The sequence below is a fragment of the Roseburia sp. TF10-5 genome (assembly GCF_003462365.1).
In the GTDB taxonomy this organism is placed as follows: Bacteria; Bacillota; Clostridia; order Lachnospirales; family Lachnospiraceae; genus Roseburia; species Roseburia faecis.
Genome location: NZ_QTYW01000029.1, coordinates 249 through 20,720 on the forward strand (window position 1 = coordinate 249; position 20,472 = coordinate 20,720).

Here is a 20,472-nt window from a genome sequence, read left to right on the forward strand (position 1 = left end):
GTTAAGTCTGCTTACTTTTGGTATGATTTGATTGATGTATGAAGCACATTTTGGTTATGCGTAACAGTGTAGTTAAAATGTGCTTTTTCATATTTAAAATGAAACGGAATGTACGCTGGTAATTGCCAGCGTGTGTATGGATGGGCATTTATCGTCAGGAAGGAGAAAACAAATGTTTAAGAAACTTAACAAAATGAAAATTGGTGCACGCCTGAAAAAATCGTTCAGACAAATTATTATTGTATTTGGAGTATTATCGGCACTCGTTGTATTGGTTATGCTTTATACAATAAACAATTATGGGACAATATTGGACAACTATGCATATCCACAGGGAGATATTGCTATGGCAATGAATGAATCAGCTGAAGTAAGAGCTGCCTCAAGAGGTATTGTAGGATATGATTCGGACGCTCTCATTGAGAGTATGAAAGAACAGCATGATCAGGCGATTGATTCATTTGAGGCATATTTGGAAAAAATTCGTCCAACGATGATAACAAAACAGGGAATTGCCTGTATGGATGCGATTGACAAAGCATGGGCTGCGTACAAGGAAGTAGATGCCAAAGTAATTGAAGTCGGGGCAACAACAGATACAGAGCAGTCGTTGAAAGCTCAGCAGATGATGACGGATGAAGCTGCGCCCAAATATCAGGCATTAGATGATGCGTTGCAGAAACTCATGGATCTGAACATTTCTCTCGGAAATGCAGAACGTGCACAGTTGAGATTTGTTATGATAGTTGCACTGACGATTATAATCGCTGTAATTGTTGCCGCTACGATATATTCAAACAATCTTTCCATAGCAATATCAAAGAGTATTGATAATCCATTAAATGAATTGAAAGACAGATTTATTACATTTGCAGAGGGAGATATTGATTCTCCGCTTCCTTCCGTTGAGTCTGAGGATGAGATAAAGGAACTTGTGCAGGGTGTGTCAGCAATGTCCGACAGAATCAGGGTTATCATTAAAGATTCTGGCAGAACAGAGTGCAAAATCGGCTGTAGATTCAAAAGCACTTATTGAAGCTGCTATTCACGAAGTTGGGGATGGAAATATGTATGCCGAGAAAGCTTCTGCTTCATTAAAAGAAGTTGTGGATGGCATACAGACGATTGCCGGAAGTGCAAGGAAGATGAAAGAAATCTCCATTGAACAGGCAGATAGCATGGATCAGGTAGAGCAGACAGCAGAAAGAATTGCCGAGGTAGTTCAGAATAATTCGGCAGCAGCAGAGGAAACATCAGCAACAAGCGAAGAACTTACGGCACAGGCTACAACACTTAGCAGTATGGTTTCAGTATTCAAACTGAGACAATAAGAATAGATATAAAAATAGAGGCTGTAGCTTTATGATTATTGAAGCTCCGCCTTTTTATTTTGTTACCAATATATCTATCTTTTAGTTTTTTGAGTTTTTGGAAAAAGGGTGCATTAATAGTGAGATGTTCTATGGCATCTAAGCATTATATAAAGTGAAGTGGAAAACAACCCACAAATGTGATATCATATTAAGAAAAAGGGGGAATGTAGATATGGAAATCTTTAGCCACATTATAAGTAATCCTCTTTATTCTTTAATTTTTGGCAGTGGTGGTGTAGCAATTATTTTCTTTACCATTTTAGGGCTTAAAAAAAAGGATAAGAACATAAATATAAAAATTGATGTAAATGGTAATAGAAAGAAGGATGAAGAAGCAAAGAAAGATACTAATTATAATTTGGAATTTGAATCGAATCCAATAATAGATAAACATGAAGAATATGAGAAATTAGATTTTAATTCGGATGAGTATTATATTACCTTTTTGAAAACGATTGAAGAAAAGAAGAAGGGGGGAGATGAATTTGAGTATAAGTAACATGTGGTCAAGTAGATCTTTTGCACAAAAAGCAGATGTTGAAAATACAGATTTATTTAATGGTATTTATATTCCACAAGAATATAGAAAAAGAATTCTTAGACATCTTATTTTGAACTATAGTAGTAACATAAATGGAATGCAACCAGCATTATTTTTGGCTATTCAAGGACATAGAGGTGAGGGTAAAACTTTCATGCTTAAAACATTATGTGAAAGTTTTAATATTGAAATGGAATATCTTTCAGGTTCTGATTTGTGTGGTTCAAATGAAGGGGATTCTAAAGAAAAGATTAAGAGGAAATATGAAGCAGCGTGTGTAAAACTTGCAAAAACAAAGAAATTGTCGGTAATAGTTATTGATGATTTTCATCTTAGCATTGCATCAGATTTAGGAGAAAATGTATCGAAAACAACAAATTCTCAAGTCCTGATTGGATATTTGATGAATTTAGCAGATTCTCCTTATTTGTTTAATGTTAGGATACCGATAATTATTTTGGGAAATAATTTTAAAAATATGTATCCAGCCTTGATAAGGAATGGTAGGATGGATTTTTTTACCTGGACACCAAATTTAGATGAAAAAGTTAATATTGTTTATTTTATGTTCAAAAAGTTTTATCCTGAAATTAAATACGAAGATATAAGAAGATTGGTTAGTAATTATCCTAATAAATATATAGCTTTTTTTAAGGATGTAATACAAGATATGTTTTTTTCTAATTGTGATTTAATGGTAAAAGAATTTGAACAAAGACAAGGAAATATTCGATTGGACGAGATAAATGAGTTGGTGAGAGAATTTATAAAGGTTGATAATAATATTTCATATGAACATTTAAGTAATATGGCAGCCTCAAGGAATTTAATTAAAGAAGATAATTTTGAATAATATACGAAGAAGGTTGGTACATGAGTAATATAAATACAAATTTAAATATTAAAACAAGAGTAAGACTTTATGTTTTATATGACATAATAAAAAATTTGTCTGAATCTTTTGGTTTTCCTAAGACAATAGAAGAGACATTACAAAAAGGGATAAAAGAAAAGCAAATTTTGAGTTCAGTTTATGCATATTATTTAGATGATAACGAAAAAGCAGTTGGAAAAGTTTCCTTTGAAATTGATTGGCAAACTTATGAGATGTATGCATCTACAGAATCTGGAAGTGAAATTATGATAGATGATAAAATTCCTTTGGTTGATCAGTTTGCGAATTGGGCTAGTGATATAATTAAGTATGTGACTGAAATGAGAGAAAAGCTAGGCGTTAATGATATTAAAGTGTATTATAGATACCGTCCAGAAATTAGAAATGATGCAATAAAGGATAAAGAAGCAGATGAATTTTTGGGATTAGTTAAATCGGACAAAAAAATAGAATTTAATAATGAAAAAGCAGAAAATTTTGCAAGACAGATGACATATGTAAGCGAAATGTTGCCAGAGTTAAAAATTAATATACAGTCAAAGTAATTACAAGACAATAAATTATTATTTAAGATAAAGAATGTTTTAATAGGCACTTGTAGATGTAGTATATTAACATAGAAACGCAAACCAAGTAGGATGAAAAAAATGTAATTAGAAATAATGTCATATGGAACAATTCCAGAATATCTGTGGAATGATTTACCAGATAGTGCAATACTTCGTAATGACAATGGAAAATGGTACGCAGTATTTATGAATTTGGAAGGCTTTAAAATCGGATTGGATACACAAGATAGGGTTGATATTATGATTGCAAAATGTAAGCCGGATATGATAAGTGTTATGACACACATGAAAGGCTTTCTGCCGGGATATTACATGGATAAAAGCAATTGGATGACAATTCTTCTGGATGGGACAGTCCAGGAGGCGAAGATATTAGATTTTCTTGATATGAGCTATGATTTGACGGACGGGGCAGATTGAGGAAAGTATGAAATAATATTTAAAAACGATAATATCCACTTGTGAAGAAAGTTGCATAAAAGCTAAGTATATTTTCAATAAAGTTGTGAAGTTTATTTTTCATGGAAGTCTATCTTCTTTCGTTTTCCTATGGCTATTACCATAATGTTCTGCAAGATCTGTTTGTGCGACAACTGCATATTACATAGGGTAAAATCTGTGTGTGAAAAAGTTTGCATAAAAGCTAAGTAAGTTTTCAATAAAGTTGTGGAATTTGTTTCTCATGGAAGTTCATCTCCTTTCTGTTTACGCTGTCATTATAAAACACGAAGGGGGATATTACTTGCCAAAATAAAAAAATAAATAGACAAAAATTGCAACGGGCAGAAAGTGTGTAAATATTCTCTGTCCGTTGCAGTTTCTTATATATTTTTGCTATACCGATTGCTAATAATATTGCAACAGCGGATTTTATGATTCATTCCACGCTTATGAATGAACAGTATTCACATCAGATTGAAAATTTTAAAAACACTGTGGATGTCAGAGTAAAAGAAATGCAGTGATGGATATGATAAATAGCCAAAAAACGTCCGCTAATAGGATTTACAACAGAATATAAAGCAGATAAAGACGAATGGTATCAGATGTGCCATTCGTTTTTTTAATAAAAGCACAAATTAACCTGCTTACGAGCATAAAATGATGTACGTTGGGTTGTTTTCTGGACTATGAGAATCAAAGTCCCATTGATATGATTAACATGGAAAAGAGGTGCAAAATCTTGGACACAGGAAGAAAAGATGCCAATATACAGATAGGAAAGAGACTAAGAGAGGCAAGACTGAATATGAACCTCGAAAAGTCAGAAATTGCGGATGTATTGGATGTTACAGTAGAACATTATCGAAAGCTTGAGGCGGGTATAACGGGAATATCTGTAGATAAAGTGCTGACACTCTATCATAAATATGGAATTGATCCTACATATCTGATAACAGGTGAGAGCAGTATGAAAGATTTTAATCTGGATTACTATGTTGCGAACAGCACAAAGGAGCAGAGAAATGATTTTTTTGACCGTGTGCTGGCTTATTTATCTAAGTTGATTAGATAAATTGAAGTGCTTCCTACTTCCAAGCCCGAAAAGGAGGAAGTGTTATGCTTAATATTGCGGTCTGTGATGACAGCAGAACAGATGTAGAAATGCTGGAAAGTGCTTTTGATAAGTTAGCGCAGTACCAGTTTTCTTATGAAGTGTATTTTACAGCGAAGGAGTTGCTGAAGCATGTTATAGATGATGGGGAAATGTATCATCTGTATATATTTGACATTGAAATGCCGGAGATGAATGGTTTGCAGCTTGCAAAAGAAATCCGGAAAATAGATGCCAAAGCATTGTTTGTATTCCTGACTGGATATACGCAGTATGTTATGGATGTTTTTGAGGTTATTACTTTTGACTATATTTCTAAACCGATTACAGTGGAAAAGCTGGAGTCCGTCCTTTTAAAAGCCATGCAGTATCTTCATATGATAAAGCGTGACTTTGTCTTTCAGTTCCGAAAAAATCAGTTTCGTATTAGCTGCGATGATATTGTGTATTTTGAGAAGAAAGGTCGTCAGGCAGTGATACATACGATCTCAGAAAATTTCAAGGCAAATATGACAACTGAAGAAATATGGAAACAGCTTGATGATAAGGTTTTTGCCCATATTCATGTATCATATATCATCAATCTTGGGCATATCAGGGCGATTGAGGGAGATGAAGTAGTGATGGACAATGAAGAAAGACTTCTGATTGCCCGTTCCCATAAGCAGAATTTAAAAGAAAAACATATGGAGTTTGTAAGGAGGATGGTTTAAGGATGGAATATGTGATACGCTTTGCCATCAGCCTGTTTGATCTGGCAGTGTTTATGTATTATTTTCATTCCAATAAGAAAATGAAACCAGTATCAAAGGTATGGATATGGGCTGGATTTACCATTGCTGCAGTTATATGGACATTTGTCAGCAGCATAAAAAATCCGTATCTGAATCTTGCGACTCTTTTGATTGTGCTTATACCGTTATCATTTTATTATATATCAGGAATGTGGACGAGAATTATAAATATTGTGACATTCATGGGTATTGGAATGCTGTTTGAACCTGTAGCCTTGCTGTTACTCCATGCGATGAATTTTCATGTGGGCGAAAGTTATAAATATTATTTTGTAATGGTAATATGCAGCTTTGTTCGTGGAAATGTGATGTATATTCTGTCAAAATTGATTTCAAAGAAAGGGATGCAGATTGCCGACTTTCCAAGAGAAATTTTGGGTGTGCTGGTTATGGTATTTACCTTTACGGTGTTGAATTGTTGCTTTGTTATTCTTTTGTCATTGGAAGCTGGCGGTGAAAAAAGCCTGCTTATGTGTGCCAGTATTGTAATTTCCATTGTCCTGACAGATTATTTTATGCTGTATATGATGGAACGTTTTAATTATCTTGTGCAAAAACAGTATGAGGATGCAATGTACAGGGAAGAAATGCACTATAAAGACATCTATTATGAAGAAGCAGAAAAACAGAATAAGGAAGTGCAGAAGTTAAAGCACGATATGAAACATAAATTGCATGAACTGTATCATCTGGTGGAAAATAGTGATGGGCAGGAACTTTCAGAGAAAATCGGTGCGATGTGCATGGAATTTGAGCAGATAGATGAAAAGCAGTATTCTGATAATCCAATCGTAGATTCTGTGCTCCGCATTAAATTTGGCAGGGCAAAGGCAAGGGGAATAAAAGTAGAAACATCTATTCGTATTCCAAAGCAGATGCAGCTTGATCACGGGGATATAGGTGTATTGTATGGAAATCTTGTGGATAATGCGGTAGAAGCCTGTAGCAAGGTGCCGGAGGGACAGCGTTTTGTAAAGATTGAAAATAAGTACCAGTCCGGGATTTTGCTTCTTATAATAACAAACAGCAAAACAGGAAAGAAAAATAAAAGCCTGAAAACAACCAAGAAAGATAATATCAGACATGGGCATGGTGTTCAGAGTGTTCGTAAAGTGGTAGAAAAATACAATGGAACGGTCAGTTTTACAGATAAAGGGGATATATTTGAGGTTTCTGCAATGCTCTATGGAATTGAAGTGAAGGAATAAATGCAAAGCGTTACACTTAAATGTCAATCTGTTACACTTTGACGGATTTTCCTGTAAAGTATGATATAGTGCATTCATCAAATGAAAAGGAGGACATACATATATGTCAAAATTAAGAAGATTGATGAACCGACTCAGTCATGGAGCATTAAGCAGCGTGGCAGCACTTGCCCTTACGGTAACTGCAACAAATATGAACCGTTGCTGCTGGTTTATTTTCGGACAGGACAAGTTACCGGATAATGCGAAAAAACTTAGAAAATTTTAAGGTGGTAACAGGGTATGATTGCTAAATTTGCAAAGAAGATAAATGAAATATTGATACAAAAGGGGATTGTGCAAAAAGAGGATGCAGAACTGTACCAATATGGGATAGAAAATGGTATTGTTGTTGCAGGAAACCTTTTGGCTTCTGGAATATTTGGCATTGTGACGGGGAGACCGGGACTTGTTCTGGTCTTCCTGTTATTTTATGCCTCGTTGAGAAGCTATAGTGGGGGCAGCCACTGTAAGAGTAGAATCGGCTGTTTTTTGATATCAATGGCAATTTTATTTATTCCGGTTTATACATATGAGCCTGTAATGAAAAATGTTCCTAATGCCGTGATTTTATTGATCGGAGTTCTTGCAGTGGTAATTATTATTGTCCTTGCCCCAGTGGAAAGTATCAATAAACCGCTTGATGAGGAAGAAAGAAGGTATTATGCAAGGGTAACACATTGCATAACGGCATTACAGGTATGTGTTCTTATCATTTTGTTTTGTCTGGATCTGCAAGATTATTTTTATGCCGGGTATGTAAGTATAGTCCTGGTAGCAGTATTTATGGTTATGGGAAAGATTGCAGTGAAACGATATGTGAAATAGCAAAATCCTCTTAAAATGATATATTAAATTTCTGACTGCTTTTACATAAGATTGGGCTAAGATGGGTAGAAATTTACTCTTTGTCGTATTTCGTGTTGAAAAAATCGTACTTCGTGCAAGAAATATTGAAAAAAGTAGGAAAAATGATATGGTTATGGTGAAGTAGTAAAAAAATTATCAAGGAGGAATTTATCATGAAAGGTATCAAAAAAATTTTATCAATGGTTTTGGCGATTGTTTGTATCATTGGTCTTTTCCCGACAGCAAAAGTGGAAGCATCAATTGTAACGGTAAATGGTGGCTATACGACAAGGGCTAATGCGTATTCATGGGGTACATATAGTACAACAAATACGATAACTGTGGTATTGCCCGAAACAGAGGAAGATTTTTGGGTTAAATTTACACTTCCGAAAGAAAAGCGTGTGTATGCAAGATGTTCTTACAATGCGGAAAATGAAGGTATGTATCTTGAAATGAGAAACTCAAGTAATAGAATTTTAGATGAAAAGTACAGCCCTGACGATGTTTTGGATATGGACACGGTTATTCCATTTATGGCGGTGGCTTGTGATAATCTCACTTCTTCATCACAGACATATTATATTCATGTTAATCGTGGAACTTGTGAGGGTACAATGTATTTTTCACTTTCGATGAATGAGAGAATTAAAACTGGACGAGGAGTGTTTTCTTTTAGTGGAACAGCATCTAATCCTGGAAATTCATCAATAAGTTTATCAGGTGTAGATTCTTCTGTTCTTACATTGAATTTGGCAAATAATACTACAATTCCACCAGAAGCCATTGTTACATCAGTAAATACATCAGGTACTCAATCACCGAGTCAGGGAAATGTTCATCATATGGTACTTCCTGCAACAGAATCAAGTACTTGGTATACATCTACGGTAGCAAGTGCATCGAGTGGACATTACAATATAGATGTTTCGGATGGATTTCAGGCAGCACAAAGATGGCAATTTAAATATAATGCTTTAGCAACAGCAAAATCAACAATGAAAAATGTTAAAATAACACTGGAATGGGAGTACGATATAGCAAATACAGGATATAAGTCATATTAGAAATGTGGGTGATACTATGAATATTTTTTTTAACAGCCGAATTTATGCTAATCAGTCATTGCTTAATGTCCTGTTTGGTCAACAACAAAAAGCGACAATCAGTCGAAGCAATGGTTGTATAGGCACAAGAGATACTTTGACGATAAGCGCATCAGGAAAGGAAAAACTTACAAAAAGTACAAGTGGAAGAACACATAATACAAGTATTGATAGCAGCATTGACTTAAAGTCCTATATAGCTTCAGCCAAAAAAACGAATCAGGAGATCATTGAGAATGCAGGAACACAGATTAATGCGAAAACAAGTGAATATATGAGTACAGGTAAAGCATTTAGGGAGGCATTAACGGAAAAGTATTCTAAACTTGTCGCAGAAGCAAAAACGCATTCCAATCCTGAAAATTATATTCATTCCAAGTATTTTGATAAGAGTTCAGAGTATTACGAGACTAATCTGACTGATACAGAACGTAGGATTGCATATAATTATGAGATGCAGATGTGCCGGACAGGAAAGATAAATGGTGTAAATTATCAGGATTCTTTGTTCAGGGGAATTGAAGTGGACGGTGACAGTGTAGATTCGGATAAAATCCAATTTGAAAGAGCATTGATAAATTCGCAAATTTCAAATATTTTAAAGCAGGCTGGTGTAGATACATCTTCTATTACGAAAGATTGTACTTTTACTGTCGATCCATACAGTTATGAAATAACGGTAGATGGCGTGGATGAAGAAACAAAGGTGTTGATGCAGGATGCCTTAAATGTAGGAGATAACGGAAAAAACCTCTATAAGCATATATATTATTGTTCAACACAAGATGGCTGTGAGAGTTCTCAGATAACAAAGGAATCAAAAATGAAATACGAAGCATATCATCAAGTTTATAGTTATACAGGATATGAATTAGATAAACTTGAGGAAAAAAACGGGACATATTATACGGAGTCAGGAGAGAATATATTAGACTTAGTGGATAAGGCTGTTGAAGATTCTGGAAAAGTTCCGAAAGAGTTCAAGCAGCAAATGAAGAATTGGATACATGACCTGGTTTCAACTATGTCAACTAAAGGATGGAACAATGTGCCGGATATGACTTTAAGCATTTTATATGGAAAGAGTGGTTTAAAGGACATGAATCAGTTGATCACATATCAATATGAAGCTGATAGTACAAACAGGCAATGGTATTCTGTACTTTAGAAATATAATATTTTTGAAAAAATATAGGGAAGTGTGTCAAGTATAGTAATATAGTTTTTTAGATAAAATATATGATTCGAAATTTTTAAATTAAAAAATAAACAATAGAGTGAGGGAAAGCGTTTTAATAATGAATCTATATAAATCAAAAAACTATAAAATAAAGAACTATGAACAGAAAGGAATTATTCATGAAAAAGAGAAAAATAGCAACAATATTATTGGCAGCATGTTTGCTGTTAGGAAATGTCTCAGTAGCGAATGCGGCAAGTATTGATAATGGCAATAAAGTACATTTCAATACAGAAGATAACGACACGGATTTAACATTATTACAATCGAAAATTGCAACCGAAGAAGTGACTTGTGACTTTACGGATGCAACAAATGATGGAGCAAGTGCATATGCAGATACAAGAAGGGTGTCAAATAAATATATGTGGAGTGCAAGCACGATGGAATATAATTTCTCTGATCAGAAATGGACATCGAATACAGAAATTTTTAGTACATATGCAAAAACATCAGAAGGGTTTGTAATGTCTGGTTTCTTACTGAATCCAAAAGGTCAGAGCAACTATAATTCGGCATTAAGAGAGGGGTATCTGAATGATTCTGCATATGATGAAAATCAGGGACATTATTATCAATGTGTTGTTTCGGATGAGGACTGTAATAATATTACATTTATGTTAGAATCTAATGTTAATGTATTTATTTTTGACAATGATATAAATTTAATATATCGTTCATCGGATGAGGCGGGAGTTACCAGTTATTTTGACAGATATTATTCAACAACTAAAACGATTGCAGGAACGTCGAATAAGGTAATTAGTTTAGGTCTTATTGATGGAAATTATTATATTGTTTTTAAGGTAAAAGATGCAACAGCAACTACCGGTTATCATTATGGATATTATGCTGGACAACCATTGCCAATAGCACAAACAACAACCTTTTCGGATCTTACACATTATACAACAATAAAGTGGAATCGAAGCTCATCTAGCCAATCAGCAAGTACGCAAACATTGACCATTAATTGTCCTAGTGGAAGTGAAGATGAGTATGCATTGACAGGTGTGAAATTTTCGGATAAATCAAAAGCATTTGCTAATAATACATACGCATCAAGCATTGACTATTATTATACGCCAGCAACTGCTAGTTATTCAAAAAAACTAGCACAAACAGGTGGTTGGTGGAGTGACTTGGTTGACAATAATCCACCATCAGGATCAATTGATGGAAACTATGCAACATCTGTTACAGTACATTGGGTAAGTGGTATTTCTTATGTAAATGCTAGTTGCACTACAATGACACAGATGACATTGGATTATTTAGTTCCTTTCGGAATAATAGTGGGCTAAATATTTAGAAAGATAAATAAATTACGGATGGTATTTTTATACCATCCGTGGATTCCAAGAGGTGACGATAAGATGGGACACTATGTACATTATATAGGTGGCGGAATAGTAGATAGTAAAATATATGAGACAGGAAATGCAGCAAAAAGTTTTAAATCGCCGATGAAAGAATTAAATGAGCAAACGGTGTTAATAGAAAATGCCAAAACAAATAAGAATGATAGTTATCATCAGCATACGAAATACGATGATCAGGTAGATCGCTATTACAGTACATATGATATAGGAACATTGTTGCATAATAATGAAAGTTATTTAGAGGGAACAATCGATTCAAAATATGATGTAGATTACTATTCTTTTTCTTATCCGCAAAAAAGTTTTTACTCTAAAATGGGTATATCTTCAGAGATAACGATTTCATTGGAAAGCAAGAATAGTCAGGCATATAATTTAGTATTGTACGATTTATATGGCAATCAGATTGGAATAGCGACAGATGATGGACATGGTAATAAACAGCTTACGGTACCTAATTGGGACTGCGTTACATCAGATTATGTGATCAGAGTAGAAAATTCCAATATGACATCGGATTCCGGGGAAGGTTCCTATAGAATAAAAATTACGGAAACGAAAAACAGGGATACTTCAAGTAGTAATGTGCAGCACTCACAAGAAATAGCAAATGCAGATAATTCAGAAGAAAAAAATGCAATAAAGCAGAAATATGAAAAAACATATCAAAGCGAAATTGACAAATTACATCAGATGCAATTTGAAGCGTTGCCGGAAGATGAAAAATATTCGGGAACGGATAGTGTAGAAGAATTATTAAATAAGATGAAAAAGGGGGAGCAGTTAAGTGTGTCGGAAATGGCATATGTGAAAATATTTGCCAATTTATCTGATTATGAGAGAGCAGAGAAGTCGAATTATATAAAAAACGATTTTTATGCAGAAATAGAAAGAATAGCAAATGAAAAAGGAATTGAACTGCCAGATACATCATGGAAAATTGAAATAGATGTATCTGGAACTATTACGATTAACGGGGACATTACAGAAGAAAACAAAGAACAGATAAAAAATATGATATCGGAAAATTTTGCTGATGATATGTGGGAAAAATATATTCAGACAGCAGATATTTCTAACACACAATATAGATTAGTAAATGCTTACTATGAAGTGGAACAGTTCATTCAGAAAGCAACAAATGGACAGTATTCATTTGACGATATAAACGTAGATGACAATGGGAAGATTACCGGACTTCCAGAGAAAATGTGTAAAATAATGAACTCCCAGGAAGCCAATGCGAAATATGAGGAAATACGAGATAATATCTATATGCTGACGGATTATAAAAATCAATATGGATTGGAGGATATTCTTGCATTTAAGGCAGGGTATAATATTTCGGACTCTGAGGTAAGTACTGTGGGTACATCTGGCAATAATAGTGTTATGGATAATGCAGGATACTATAAAAATATGAAAACTATAATATAATGATAGAACCTAATAGAAATGGCGGGTTTAAAAGACATGAATCAGTTGATTACATATCAGTATGAAGCTGATAGTATGGACAGACAATGGTATTCTATACTGTAGCAATATAATTTGGGGGGAAAATATAGGAAATGTGCCGTCAAGATGATGGCACATTTTCTATATATATGATATTTATTTAGAGCCTATTTAGATAATATGCAGAGTACTTTATATTTATTTAATGGAAAAATAAAAATTACCGATATAGTAGGAAGATAGGAAGAAGGTGAGTAATATGCTGGAAATTGCTGTTTGTGATGACGATATAGCAGATCTTGAGTGTGCAGTGAATATGCTGCATAAGATTTTTACAAGTCAAAAGATTGCTTATCATATAGAGAAATTTATGTCTGCAAATCAAATGCTTGAAAATATCAGTCGTATTGATATCGGAATTTTAGATATTTCGATGGAAGAACTGAATGGTATTAAACTGGGGAGAAAATTGAAAGAAAAATTTCCAGATGTGAAATTAGTGTATATTACGAGTTATGAAGAATATTGTATGCAGGTCATTAACGAAGTTCATGCATTTTCATTTCTATGTAAACCATTGGAATATGATAAACTGGAATTGCAGATATTGGAACTTCTGAATCAACTGCCGGATGCCATAGTAGAAAAGAATTTTTATAAAGTGACTGACAGCAATGGAAAAGAGTATCTGTCGATCAAACTGAAACTGAGGGATATTTTATATTTTGAATACATAAAAAGATCCAGAAAAGTACTGATAGCATTGTCTGATATTACATATGAGTATGATTGTATCTTTGAAAAACTGGTTGAAGAACTGCAACCATATGATTTTGTTGTGAATTGTAGAGGAGATCTGGTTAATTTAAGGCATATTGAAAAAATAAAGGGCTTTATTATTTATATGGATAATGGAAAAGAACTTCAGATTGCACAAAGGAGAAGCAACGATTTTAGAGAAGAAGTAAATAAATTTTTGCAGAGAAATTCATAGGAGGAAAAATGAATACGATTTTACTGGTATTATGTAATGCACTTTCATGTTTTATAATAAGTACGATATTATTTCAGTTTATGAATGGAAAGTATAAAAAGAGTAGTCGAAATAGATATGTATATATTGTGATTGAGACTACCACAGTAATATTTACATTCTGTATAAATATGCTCAATCATTCCATATTAAATCTAGTAGTCTGGGGCGTTTTGACGGGGATTATAGTATATGTTCTGTATTATGAGGATATAGATAAACCCTTAAGACGTATTATTGAATGTGAAGCATTAGTATTTTGTATGTCTGTCTGTGAATCATTGGGAGTGATTCTTTTACAATGCATTTTGCAAGCCGCAGATATAAAAAATGTGAATGAAACGATGCTTTATTGCCTTGAGGTAACATTTTCAAAGGTGATACTTATTTTTTTGTATTACACATTCATAAACAGGTTTGTGAAAAAAAGTGATGTCCCTTATTCAAAGACACGGTACATCATGTATGGAATTATACTTCTATACAGTCTGATTAACATGAGTGTAATTGTAGAGAATTTTAAAAATGGAGAAGAAAATTATTTGTGTGCAGTCAACATGGGATGTATTGTTCTGGCAGATTTATACCTTTTATATTTTGTAAAAATGGCAGATGAAAAGAACTATTACGAAAAGCAGTTGATCGCATTAGAGCAGCAGGCAAAGGTACAATACGAATACTATTTGACCCAGGCAAAAAAGTATGATCAAACCATTCAGATATTACATGATGTAAATAAGCATATTAAAGCAATCGAAGGGTTATATGGTGCAGAGCAGGAAAAAACGGCAGGAGAATATGCAACAAAGATCAGAGAGTTGTTGAAGCCGCTTATTCCGGTTCAATACACAGAAAATCCGATCTTGAATATACTTCTTACAGATAAAGAATCTGTTATGAGAGAAAAGGGGATTTCAGTAACAATAAAGGTAGATAATGTGAATTTGAATTTCATTGAACCAATCGACATTACAACTATTTTTGGAAATTTATTAGATAATGCGATTGAAGCAACAGAAAAGCTGAAAGGCGAGAAATATATTTGCATTAAGATTGGTTCATATCATAAGATGATAGTTGTCAGCATTGAAAATAATTGTAATGAAGTAAAGTGGAGAAATGGTTTTCCAGTATCAAATAAAGGAAAAAATGGTGGAATAGGATTGCTGAATGTTCAGAGCAGTATAAAAAAATATGATGGAGATTTAACATTGAAGAATGATGGAAATAAATTTGCTGCTGAGTTATTCCTTAATTCATAAAAGAGCATTTTTGGCTATTTTTTTGTAAAGAGTCTTACTTCGTGCAAAAAAATCGTACTTGGTGCAGAAAAGGTAAAATATCAGAAGGGGTGTGTCGATAGAAAAAAATAAAGTGGATGATACATATAAAAAATTTAATGATGGGAGGTTTCGCTTATGTCAAGAATTACGGACTACGGTTTTTTATTTCAAACAACATTTGGAACATCAAAAACAAATTTGGTCAACAATATTCAGTTGTCCAAAATGAACAGCAGTTCTGTACAAAAACAATTAAAAGCAGCAGGGATTGACACAAACAGTAAAAAGTATAAAGCAGCACTGAGTGAGATGATGAAGAATGGAAACGGTGCAATGTTTACAAATGTTCAGGCAATTAAGAACCTGATGAGCCAGTATGACAAAAATGGAGACTGGATTGATCCGAATACCGGATTAACAGGACTTGCTGTAACGGATGAGAACAGAAACAGTTATAAACATATCATTTCTATTCCAGAGAGCAGCCGGGAAGAAATGTTTGAACTGGCAAAGAAAGAATTCTTAAATGAAAACGGTACTTTAAATGGTGATACTACCAAAAGAGAGAGCGTATATAACAATTTATATAGAAAAATGGATAAAGATGACCGCTTATCAGCAGGCTGGACAATGGAACAATATGAACATCAATACAGACAGGCATTTGCAGAAGCAGCAAAAGCCGCTGATCCTACATGGAAAGCTGGGAAACCAATACCGGCTGGTGCATTGGATGGCATTACCAGAGAGTCTGTTGAGAGTGGCAAGAAATCAGTAGATATAAAAATATAGTATGTTTTTTATGTGGAATATATTTCATTTTTGAAGGAGGTTGCTAATATGAGAATATCAGAAAAAGCTAAAAAGACGGTTTCAAGAAAAACGTTTATGGCAGTTGTTGTAAGTATGATGGTTTGTTTGCTTTTTGTAACACCAGTATTTGCAGCTTCAAGTTTTTATAGTAAGACAACTACTAAGCTGAATGCTATTAATGGAGGAAAATCAACAACCAGCAGTTTGTCATCTGGTAGTATAATTGGATCAGATGCTTCAATCACACAGGTTAAATTGGCAATCAATGTTTCGAGTGGAACTGATCCATATACCCTTTGGATAAAGAGTCCAAATGGAAGTTGGCATTCTTATACAGGTCCGACATCTAGTAAAATATGGTATTTAGACGATTTTAATGGAGAAAATCCGTCAGGTACATGGCAGATATATATTGTTAATTCAGGAACAACAACTCATGGAAACATATATCCTGTATCAACGGTTACAGTAGGACTGACTGTGTATTATAATTAAGAATCAATGGTGCTGTTAAATAAGAAATGAAGTATATGCCATAAATAAAGTCCTCTTGAAAGGAACAGTAAGTTCGGTACAAGAGGACTTTTTTTGTATGTTTTTATAAAGTATTATATTGTATGGATTCAAAAAAAGCGGCAAATAGGATTCATTTCAATGACAAGTGTTTATTATTAAGAAAAATGTCACTTGATAGATAATTATGGAAATAATTACATTGGTTTGTTATACTAAATAAAAAGCAAAGGAGGAAAGTTATGTTTAAGAAGATGCCGGTATGCAGACTGATGATTTCGTGTCCTTCTGATGTAAAAACAGAGGTAGAGATTATAAATAGAGTTGTGGATAACATAAATGATTCTATAGGTATTTCTATGGATATTTTTGTAAAAACGCTGTATTGGTCAAAGAATGTTATGCCAGAAGCGGGAAATTATCCACAAAGCATTATCAATAAACAGATTTTAGATAAATCGGATGCAATTATTGCTATATTTGGTAATAGAATAGGAAGTCCTACACAACATTATGAATCAGGGACAATAGAAGAAATTGAATTGATGATACAGAAGGGAAAACAGGTATTTGTATATTTTTCTGATAAGCCAGTACGAAAAAGTGAAATTGATATGGAAGCGGAGACAAAGATACAGGCATTTAAGGAGAAATACAAGGATAGAGGAATATATGTTGTTTATGCTTCTGATGAGGAATTTAATGATTATGTCAGTATGCACCTTACACGCTATCTTACAACGGAACTTGCAAATGAAGTAAATCGTGTGAATGAGCATACAAGATTTGACGATTCTATATCACAGAGAAAAGAAGTTGATTTAATTTACGATTATACTAAGTTTTATGATATAAAACAGGTTAGTTCTTATACTGATTCAAATATTATGAAAATAAGAACACATAAAGATAGTTTTGAAATGGATATTGACATAATCAATGTAAATAAAATAGAAAATAAGGAATTTGCAATGGCATTATTTGAATATGCTCCATGTGATAATTGGTCAGCTTTTTTTGAAGCAGGATATTTTTTTGAATTTGATGCGGCAAGTAGTGGCGATATAAGAGCTTTTCAATTGGAAATAAAAGATGATATACGAAATAAGGTAATTGATAGAACATTACAGGTTAGCTGCGAGGAAGAACATTTCCGAATATGGATTCCTTCTACAACAAGAGATTCAACTGCGTGGAAAAAAATATCGCAGGTTTGTTTTGTTGTATTTTTCAATAGTACATATATTGATGGAGAAAAAGGTCTGTTGACAATCAGAAATCTTAAAATGGTGCCCCGATAGGATAATACTTTGAAAGTATGCAGAAAAGTCTGAAAGATATCGAGGAAAATCATGTAAGAGGTAATGATAGACTTATTTAGGTAGGTAAGCAATTTTCGGATTTAAAGCAGTAACAGAAAATTAAAATTGTAGATAAGCAAATAAAATAATAGAAAAAATTATATGCATCTAATCCATTTGTGGTTTAGGTGCTATTTTTTTTGACAATATGAATGCGATCGCTCGTAATATCAATATGTTTATCAATAAAAATATATGAAGCAACAGAACAGATGATATTATATTCATCAGCATTTTGGCTTTTTAATAAGTGAAAAGTCTTACTTCGTGCAAAAAAATCGTACTTGGTGCAAAAAAGGTAAAATTTTATAAGATGCTTGTCGATAGAAAAAGAAAAAATAAGGAGGTTTTCAAGCATGAAAAAACTTAATGATGTAGCATTGAAATTACTTGCAAAAGCAGCATATGCAAACGCAGAGAAAGAGGCAAATTCAGCGTGCCTGTTTATTGGCTATCAGCCTAAAATGCCACAGAAAGTAAAAGAACTGAAAGAAAGAAAATAGTATTTTCCTATGGACAAATTGCTGAAAAATGTTCTATCTTGCATGAGGACAAAAGGACTTCTGGATGAAAGTGAGGAAGATGTATATCGCTTTGGCTTAGAATGTTTATTGTTAGAGGTGGTACATTACTTGTCATACATAGTAATTGGTTTTGCTATGCGAATGATAATACCCATGATTGTAACTGCAATGGTGTTAATACCATTGCGTAGAAAATCGGGTGGCTTTCATGCGAGAACAAGGAGTGGATGCTATTTATTTTCATGTTCCATAGTTGTTGCGGTATGTTTATTGGATAAAATCATTTTTCCACTATGGTTATGTACTGCAACTACATTTGGGGCAAATGCAATTATATTTGCATTTGCTCCAATAGAAAATAAAAATCGAACATTAGATCAAGAGGAACAGAAAAAATTTAGAAAACAGGCGTTAATAATTTTAGTATTGGCAGATATGGCAATTATTATATCATACAAAATTCATATTGAAGTATGTCAGTGGTTATTAAACGGTATGATAGTTGCTGCACTACTGAATTTATGTGGAAAAATTCAGACAAAATGTAAATTAGAAAAAATATGGTAGGAACTATTGCTAAAAAGTGGAAAAAGGTAACAAAAAATTGTTTCCAATAAAAAATTATCGTTGTGTTGGAACAAACATACTTGTATAGCGGAGAGGTTTTGAAATCGCTTTACAGGAGGGGCATAATACTTGGTTGTGTTATATTAGAGACAGATAGGGTTTACATTAGTTACATGGCAATAGCTGTTTGCACACCTGTAATGGCAGCAGAAATAACAACTACTGAGGATGCTGTAATTGAGAATAGCCCAGAGGTGGCGGCTGGCTCTTTGGAGTCAGTTGGATTAGAAGAAATATCTCCGATGAGTTTATCTGAAGAACAATATGATGTCTTGTCTGATGATGAAATCCAAACATATGGAACAACTCCAGATGATTATGAAGAAAATGATTCACCTACTACAGCATTTCCATATAGCAAGGTTGAAACATTAACGACTCAAGTAACCAGCAATAATGATTTATATCGTTTAGGAATGAAAGCGGCAGGGCTTCATTCAGAAACAGATGAAGATTGGTTTTACACTTCATTAACTGCGGGTGAAACATATTTTGTAGATTTACGAAATGTTGGACGCAGAGATTGGTATATAGAATTATATTATTTGGGTGAAGATTTAGATTCCTCATATTTTTATTCAACAAATCCTGAATATAATAGTGTTTATAAAGGAGCTGCTGAAAAATACTTTTATTTTACTGCAAAAGATACCGGTAAATTTTACATAAGGATTTGTAGTGGAAATGATTGGGTAGATTCCATGTATTATTTCTTCTATGTTGGTCCTGCTATACAAACTTTTGATATTGTAGATATGCCAACATATGGAGGGGTAAATCTTTTTGGAACTGCGTATCAAACTTATACATGTGATTTGAGAAATGCGTTTCCATCTACAACGGCAATAATAAATATTAATTTATCTGATTCCTTCTCAAAAGGAACATGTTCACACCTGAGTAAATATATGAGTGCAGGAGGAAGAACATATTACAATACACCAGGTGACAATGCAATTAAGGGCATAACCAATGCTTCAATAGGTCAATTATGGACATTTGGAGCAAAATGTTCACAAAATACGCATAGTGGAGTGCATTGGTCGGGAAGAATTAATGGAAAGTTTAAGTGTATTATGGAGCCATATCCGGGTAATGAATTAGATTTTTAAAAAGTATTTCATGTAGGAGTCAGAGCATATTACTGACTCCTATGCAGAAAGGAGAACAATTTTATGAGTATAACGAAAGTTGGAAGTTCCTATAATTTCATTTATAACACAAAGACAGGTAAATTATCTACAAAAGATGGCAGCAAAAATGAATTTGTTGATTTTTGCAATGGAGATGTAAAGGGAGAAGATACAGA

The 20,472-nt window shown here is 33.5% G+C and carries 23 protein-coding genes; all 23 read left to right on the plus strand.

Annotation, left to right across the window (positions count from 1 at the left end; genetic code table 11):
* Positions 1–172: 172 nt before the first annotated feature.
* The 23 genes from DXD06_RS16225 (at position 173) to DXD06_RS16340 (ending at position 20,275) form a co-directional block, all read left to right on the plus strand.
* Positions 173–1,036: an MCP four helix bundle domain-containing protein gene (locus DXD06_RS16225; RefSeq protein ID WP_243001160.1), complete on the plus strand. Its 864-nt coding sequence runs from the start codon at positions 173–175 to the stop codon at positions 1,034–1,036.
* Between the two features lie 31 nt (positions 1,037–1,067).
* A complete protein-coding gene (locus DXD06_RS17630; RefSeq protein WP_243001162.1) occupies positions 1,068–1,331 on the plus strand; it encodes a hypothetical protein in 264 nt (87 codons plus the stop codon).
* 214 nt (positions 1,332–1,545) lie between these two features.
* Positions 1,546–1,872, plus strand: a complete 327-nt coding sequence (locus DXD06_RS16230) for a hypothetical protein (protein WP_117833125.1) — start codon at positions 1,546–1,548, stop codon at positions 1,870–1,872.
* Entirely contained in the window at positions 1,859–2,767 is a 909-nt protein-coding gene (locus tag DXD06_RS16235) for an AAA family ATPase (RefSeq protein ID WP_158569559.1), read from the plus strand. Before DXD06_RS16230 ends, DXD06_RS16235 begins: the two co-directional genes overlap by 14 nt.
* Before the next feature lie 20 nt (positions 2,768–2,787).
* Positions 2,788–3,354 carry a hypothetical protein gene (locus DXD06_RS16240; RefSeq protein WP_117833127.1) on the plus strand — a complete coding sequence of 189 codons (567 nt, stop codon included), beginning with the start codon at positions 2,788–2,790 and terminating at the stop codon, positions 3,352–3,354.
* A gap of 117 nt (positions 3,355–3,471) precedes the next feature.
* Positions 3,472–3,798 carry an MmcQ/YjbR family DNA-binding protein gene (locus tag DXD06_RS16245; RefSeq protein ID WP_117833128.1) on the plus strand — a complete coding sequence of 109 codons (327 nt, stop codon included), beginning with the start codon at positions 3,472–3,474 and terminating at the stop codon, positions 3,796–3,798.
* Positions 3,799–4,561: 763 nt separating this feature from the next.
* Entirely contained in the window at positions 4,562–4,894 is a 333-nt protein-coding gene (locus DXD06_RS16255; RefSeq protein ID WP_014081275.1) for a helix-turn-helix domain-containing protein, read from the plus strand.
* A gap of 44 nt (positions 4,895–4,938) precedes the next feature.
* Positions 4,939–5,646, plus strand: coding sequence for a LytR/AlgR family response regulator transcription factor (locus DXD06_RS16260; protein ID WP_015567858.1), 708 nt, complete (start codon positions 4,939–4,941; stop codon positions 5,644–5,646).
* Between the two features lie 2 nt (positions 5,647–5,648).
* On the plus strand, positions 5,649–6,935 hold the full coding sequence (locus DXD06_RS16265) for a sensor histidine kinase (RefSeq protein ID WP_117833129.1): 1,287 nt from the start codon (positions 5,649–5,651) through the stop codon (positions 6,933–6,935).
* A gap of 103 nt (positions 6,936–7,038) precedes the next feature.
* On the plus strand, positions 7,039–7,203 hold the full coding sequence (locus DXD06_RS16270) for a cyclic lactone autoinducer peptide (RefSeq protein ID WP_006859755.1): 165 nt from the start codon (positions 7,039–7,041) through the stop codon (positions 7,201–7,203).
* Positions 7,204–7,217: 14 nt separating this feature from the next.
* Positions 7,218–7,802, plus strand: a complete 585-nt coding sequence (locus DXD06_RS16275) for an accessory gene regulator B family protein (RefSeq protein WP_117833130.1) — start codon at positions 7,218–7,220, stop codon at positions 7,800–7,802.
* 194 nt (positions 7,803–7,996) lie between these two features.
* Positions 7,997–8,890, plus strand: coding sequence for a hypothetical protein (locus DXD06_RS16280; RefSeq protein WP_117833131.1), 894 nt, complete (start codon positions 7,997–7,999; stop codon positions 8,888–8,890).
* 16 nt (positions 8,891–8,906) lie between these two features.
* A complete protein-coding gene (locus tag DXD06_RS16285; RefSeq protein WP_117833132.1) occupies positions 8,907–10,097 on the plus strand; it encodes a DUF4885 family protein in 1,191 nt (396 codons plus the stop codon).
* Between the two features lie 191 nt (positions 10,098–10,288).
* A complete protein-coding gene (locus tag DXD06_RS16290; RefSeq protein ID WP_041254362.1) occupies positions 10,289–11,473 on the plus strand; it encodes a DUF6947 domain-containing protein in 1,185 nt (394 codons plus the stop codon).
* 72 nt (positions 11,474–11,545) lie between these two features.
* Positions 11,546–12,988 (plus strand): hypothetical protein, encoded by a 1,443-nt coding sequence (locus DXD06_RS16295; RefSeq protein ID WP_015517468.1) that lies wholly within the window; start codon positions 11,546–11,548, stop codon positions 12,986–12,988.
* Positions 12,989–13,268: 280 nt separating this feature from the next.
* Entirely contained in the window at positions 13,269–14,003 is a 735-nt protein-coding gene (locus tag DXD06_RS16300) for a LytR/AlgR family response regulator transcription factor (RefSeq protein WP_117833133.1), read from the plus strand.
* 8 nt (positions 14,004–14,011) lie between these two features.
* On the plus strand, positions 14,012–15,304 hold the full coding sequence (locus DXD06_RS16305) for an ATP-binding protein (protein WP_055264418.1): 1,293 nt from the start codon (positions 14,012–14,014) through the stop codon (positions 15,302–15,304).
* Between the two features lie 156 nt (positions 15,305–15,460).
* Positions 15,461–16,117 (plus strand): DUF3879 family protein, encoded by a 657-nt coding sequence (locus DXD06_RS16310; protein WP_117833134.1) that lies wholly within the window; start codon positions 15,461–15,463, stop codon positions 16,115–16,117.
* 48 nt (positions 16,118–16,165) lie between these two features.
* Positions 16,166–16,633, plus strand: coding sequence for a hypothetical protein (locus tag DXD06_RS16315; RefSeq protein WP_044927809.1), 468 nt, complete (start codon positions 16,166–16,168; stop codon positions 16,631–16,633).
* Between the two features lie 260 nt (positions 16,634–16,893).
* Positions 16,894–17,952, plus strand: a complete 1,059-nt coding sequence (locus DXD06_RS16320; protein ID WP_117833135.1) for a hypothetical protein — start codon at positions 16,894–16,896, stop codon at positions 17,950–17,952.
* Positions 17,953–18,368: 416 nt separating this feature from the next.
* Positions 18,369–18,515 carry a cyclic lactone autoinducer peptide gene (locus tag DXD06_RS16330; protein ID WP_006859576.1) on the plus strand — a complete coding sequence of 49 codons (147 nt, stop codon included), beginning with the start codon at positions 18,369–18,371 and terminating at the stop codon, positions 18,513–18,515.
* Between the two features lie 42 nt (positions 18,516–18,557).
* Positions 18,558–19,103, plus strand: coding sequence for an accessory gene regulator ArgB-like protein (locus DXD06_RS16335; protein WP_243001164.1), 546 nt, complete (start codon positions 18,558–18,560; stop codon positions 19,101–19,103).
* Between the two features lie 98 nt (positions 19,104–19,201).
* On the plus strand, positions 19,202–20,275 hold the full coding sequence (locus DXD06_RS16340; RefSeq protein ID WP_117833137.1) for a hypothetical protein: 1,074 nt from the start codon (positions 19,202–19,204) through the stop codon (positions 20,273–20,275).
* The last annotated feature ends 197 nt before the right edge of the window (positions 20,276–20,472 follow it).

What these genes read in the sequence shown, in the direction of transcription:
- DXD06_RS16225 (WP_243001160.1), top strand. Translation starts at nt 173, where the DNA reads ATGTTTAAGAAACTTAACAAAATGAAAATTGGTGCACGCCTGAAAAAA.
- DXD06_RS17630 (WP_243001162.1), top strand. Translation starts at nt 1,068, where the DNA reads ATGTATGCCGAGAAAGCTTCTGCTTCATTAAAAGAAGTTGTGGATGGC.
- DXD06_RS16230 (WP_117833125.1), top strand. Translation starts at nt 1,546, where the DNA reads ATGGAAATCTTTAGCCACATTATAAGTAATCCTCTTTATTCTTTAATT.
- DXD06_RS16240 (WP_117833127.1), top strand. Translation starts at nt 2,788, where the DNA reads ATGAGTAATATAAATACAAATTTAAATATTAAAACAAGAGTAAGACTT.
- DXD06_RS16245 (WP_117833128.1), top strand. Translation starts at nt 3,472, where the DNA reads ATGTCATATGGAACAATTCCAGAATATCTGTGGAATGATTTACCAGAT.
- DXD06_RS16260 (WP_015567858.1), top strand. Translation starts at nt 4,939, where the DNA reads ATGCTTAATATTGCGGTCTGTGATGACAGCAGAACAGATGTAGAAATG.
- DXD06_RS16265 (WP_117833129.1), top strand. Translation starts at nt 5,649, where the DNA reads ATGGAATATGTGATACGCTTTGCCATCAGCCTGTTTGATCTGGCAGTG.
- DXD06_RS16270 (WP_006859755.1), top strand. Translation starts at nt 7,039, where the DNA reads ATGTCAAAATTAAGAAGATTGATGAACCGACTCAGTCATGGAGCATTA.
- DXD06_RS16275 (WP_117833130.1), top strand. Translation starts at nt 7,218, where the DNA reads ATGATTGCTAAATTTGCAAAGAAGATAAATGAAATATTGATACAAAAG.
- DXD06_RS16280 (WP_117833131.1), top strand. Translation starts at nt 7,997, where the DNA reads ATGAAAGGTATCAAAAAAATTTTATCAATGGTTTTGGCGATTGTTTGT.
- DXD06_RS16285 (WP_117833132.1), top strand. Translation starts at nt 8,907, where the DNA reads ATGAATATTTTTTTTAACAGCCGAATTTATGCTAATCAGTCATTGCTT.
- DXD06_RS16290 (WP_041254362.1), top strand. Translation starts at nt 10,289, where the DNA reads ATGAAAAAGAGAAAAATAGCAACAATATTATTGGCAGCATGTTTGCTG.
- DXD06_RS16295 (WP_015517468.1), top strand. Translation starts at nt 11,546, where the DNA reads ATGGGACACTATGTACATTATATAGGTGGCGGAATAGTAGATAGTAAA.
- DXD06_RS16300 (WP_117833133.1), top strand. Translation starts at nt 13,269, where the DNA reads ATGCTGGAAATTGCTGTTTGTGATGACGATATAGCAGATCTTGAGTGT.
- DXD06_RS16305 (WP_055264418.1), top strand. Translation starts at nt 14,012, where the DNA reads ATGAATACGATTTTACTGGTATTATGTAATGCACTTTCATGTTTTATA.
- DXD06_RS16310 (WP_117833134.1), top strand. Translation starts at nt 15,461, where the DNA reads ATGTCAAGAATTACGGACTACGGTTTTTTATTTCAAACAACATTTGGA.
- DXD06_RS16315 (WP_044927809.1), top strand. Translation starts at nt 16,166, where the DNA reads ATGAGAATATCAGAAAAAGCTAAAAAGACGGTTTCAAGAAAAACGTTT.
- DXD06_RS16320 (WP_117833135.1), top strand. Translation starts at nt 16,894, where the DNA reads ATGTTTAAGAAGATGCCGGTATGCAGACTGATGATTTCGTGTCCTTCT.
- DXD06_RS16330 (WP_006859576.1), top strand. Translation starts at nt 18,369, where the DNA reads ATGAAAAAACTTAATGATGTAGCATTGAAATTACTTGCAAAAGCAGCA.
- DXD06_RS16335 (WP_243001164.1), top strand. Translation starts at nt 18,558, where the DNA reads ATGAGGACAAAAGGACTTCTGGATGAAAGTGAGGAAGATGTATATCGC.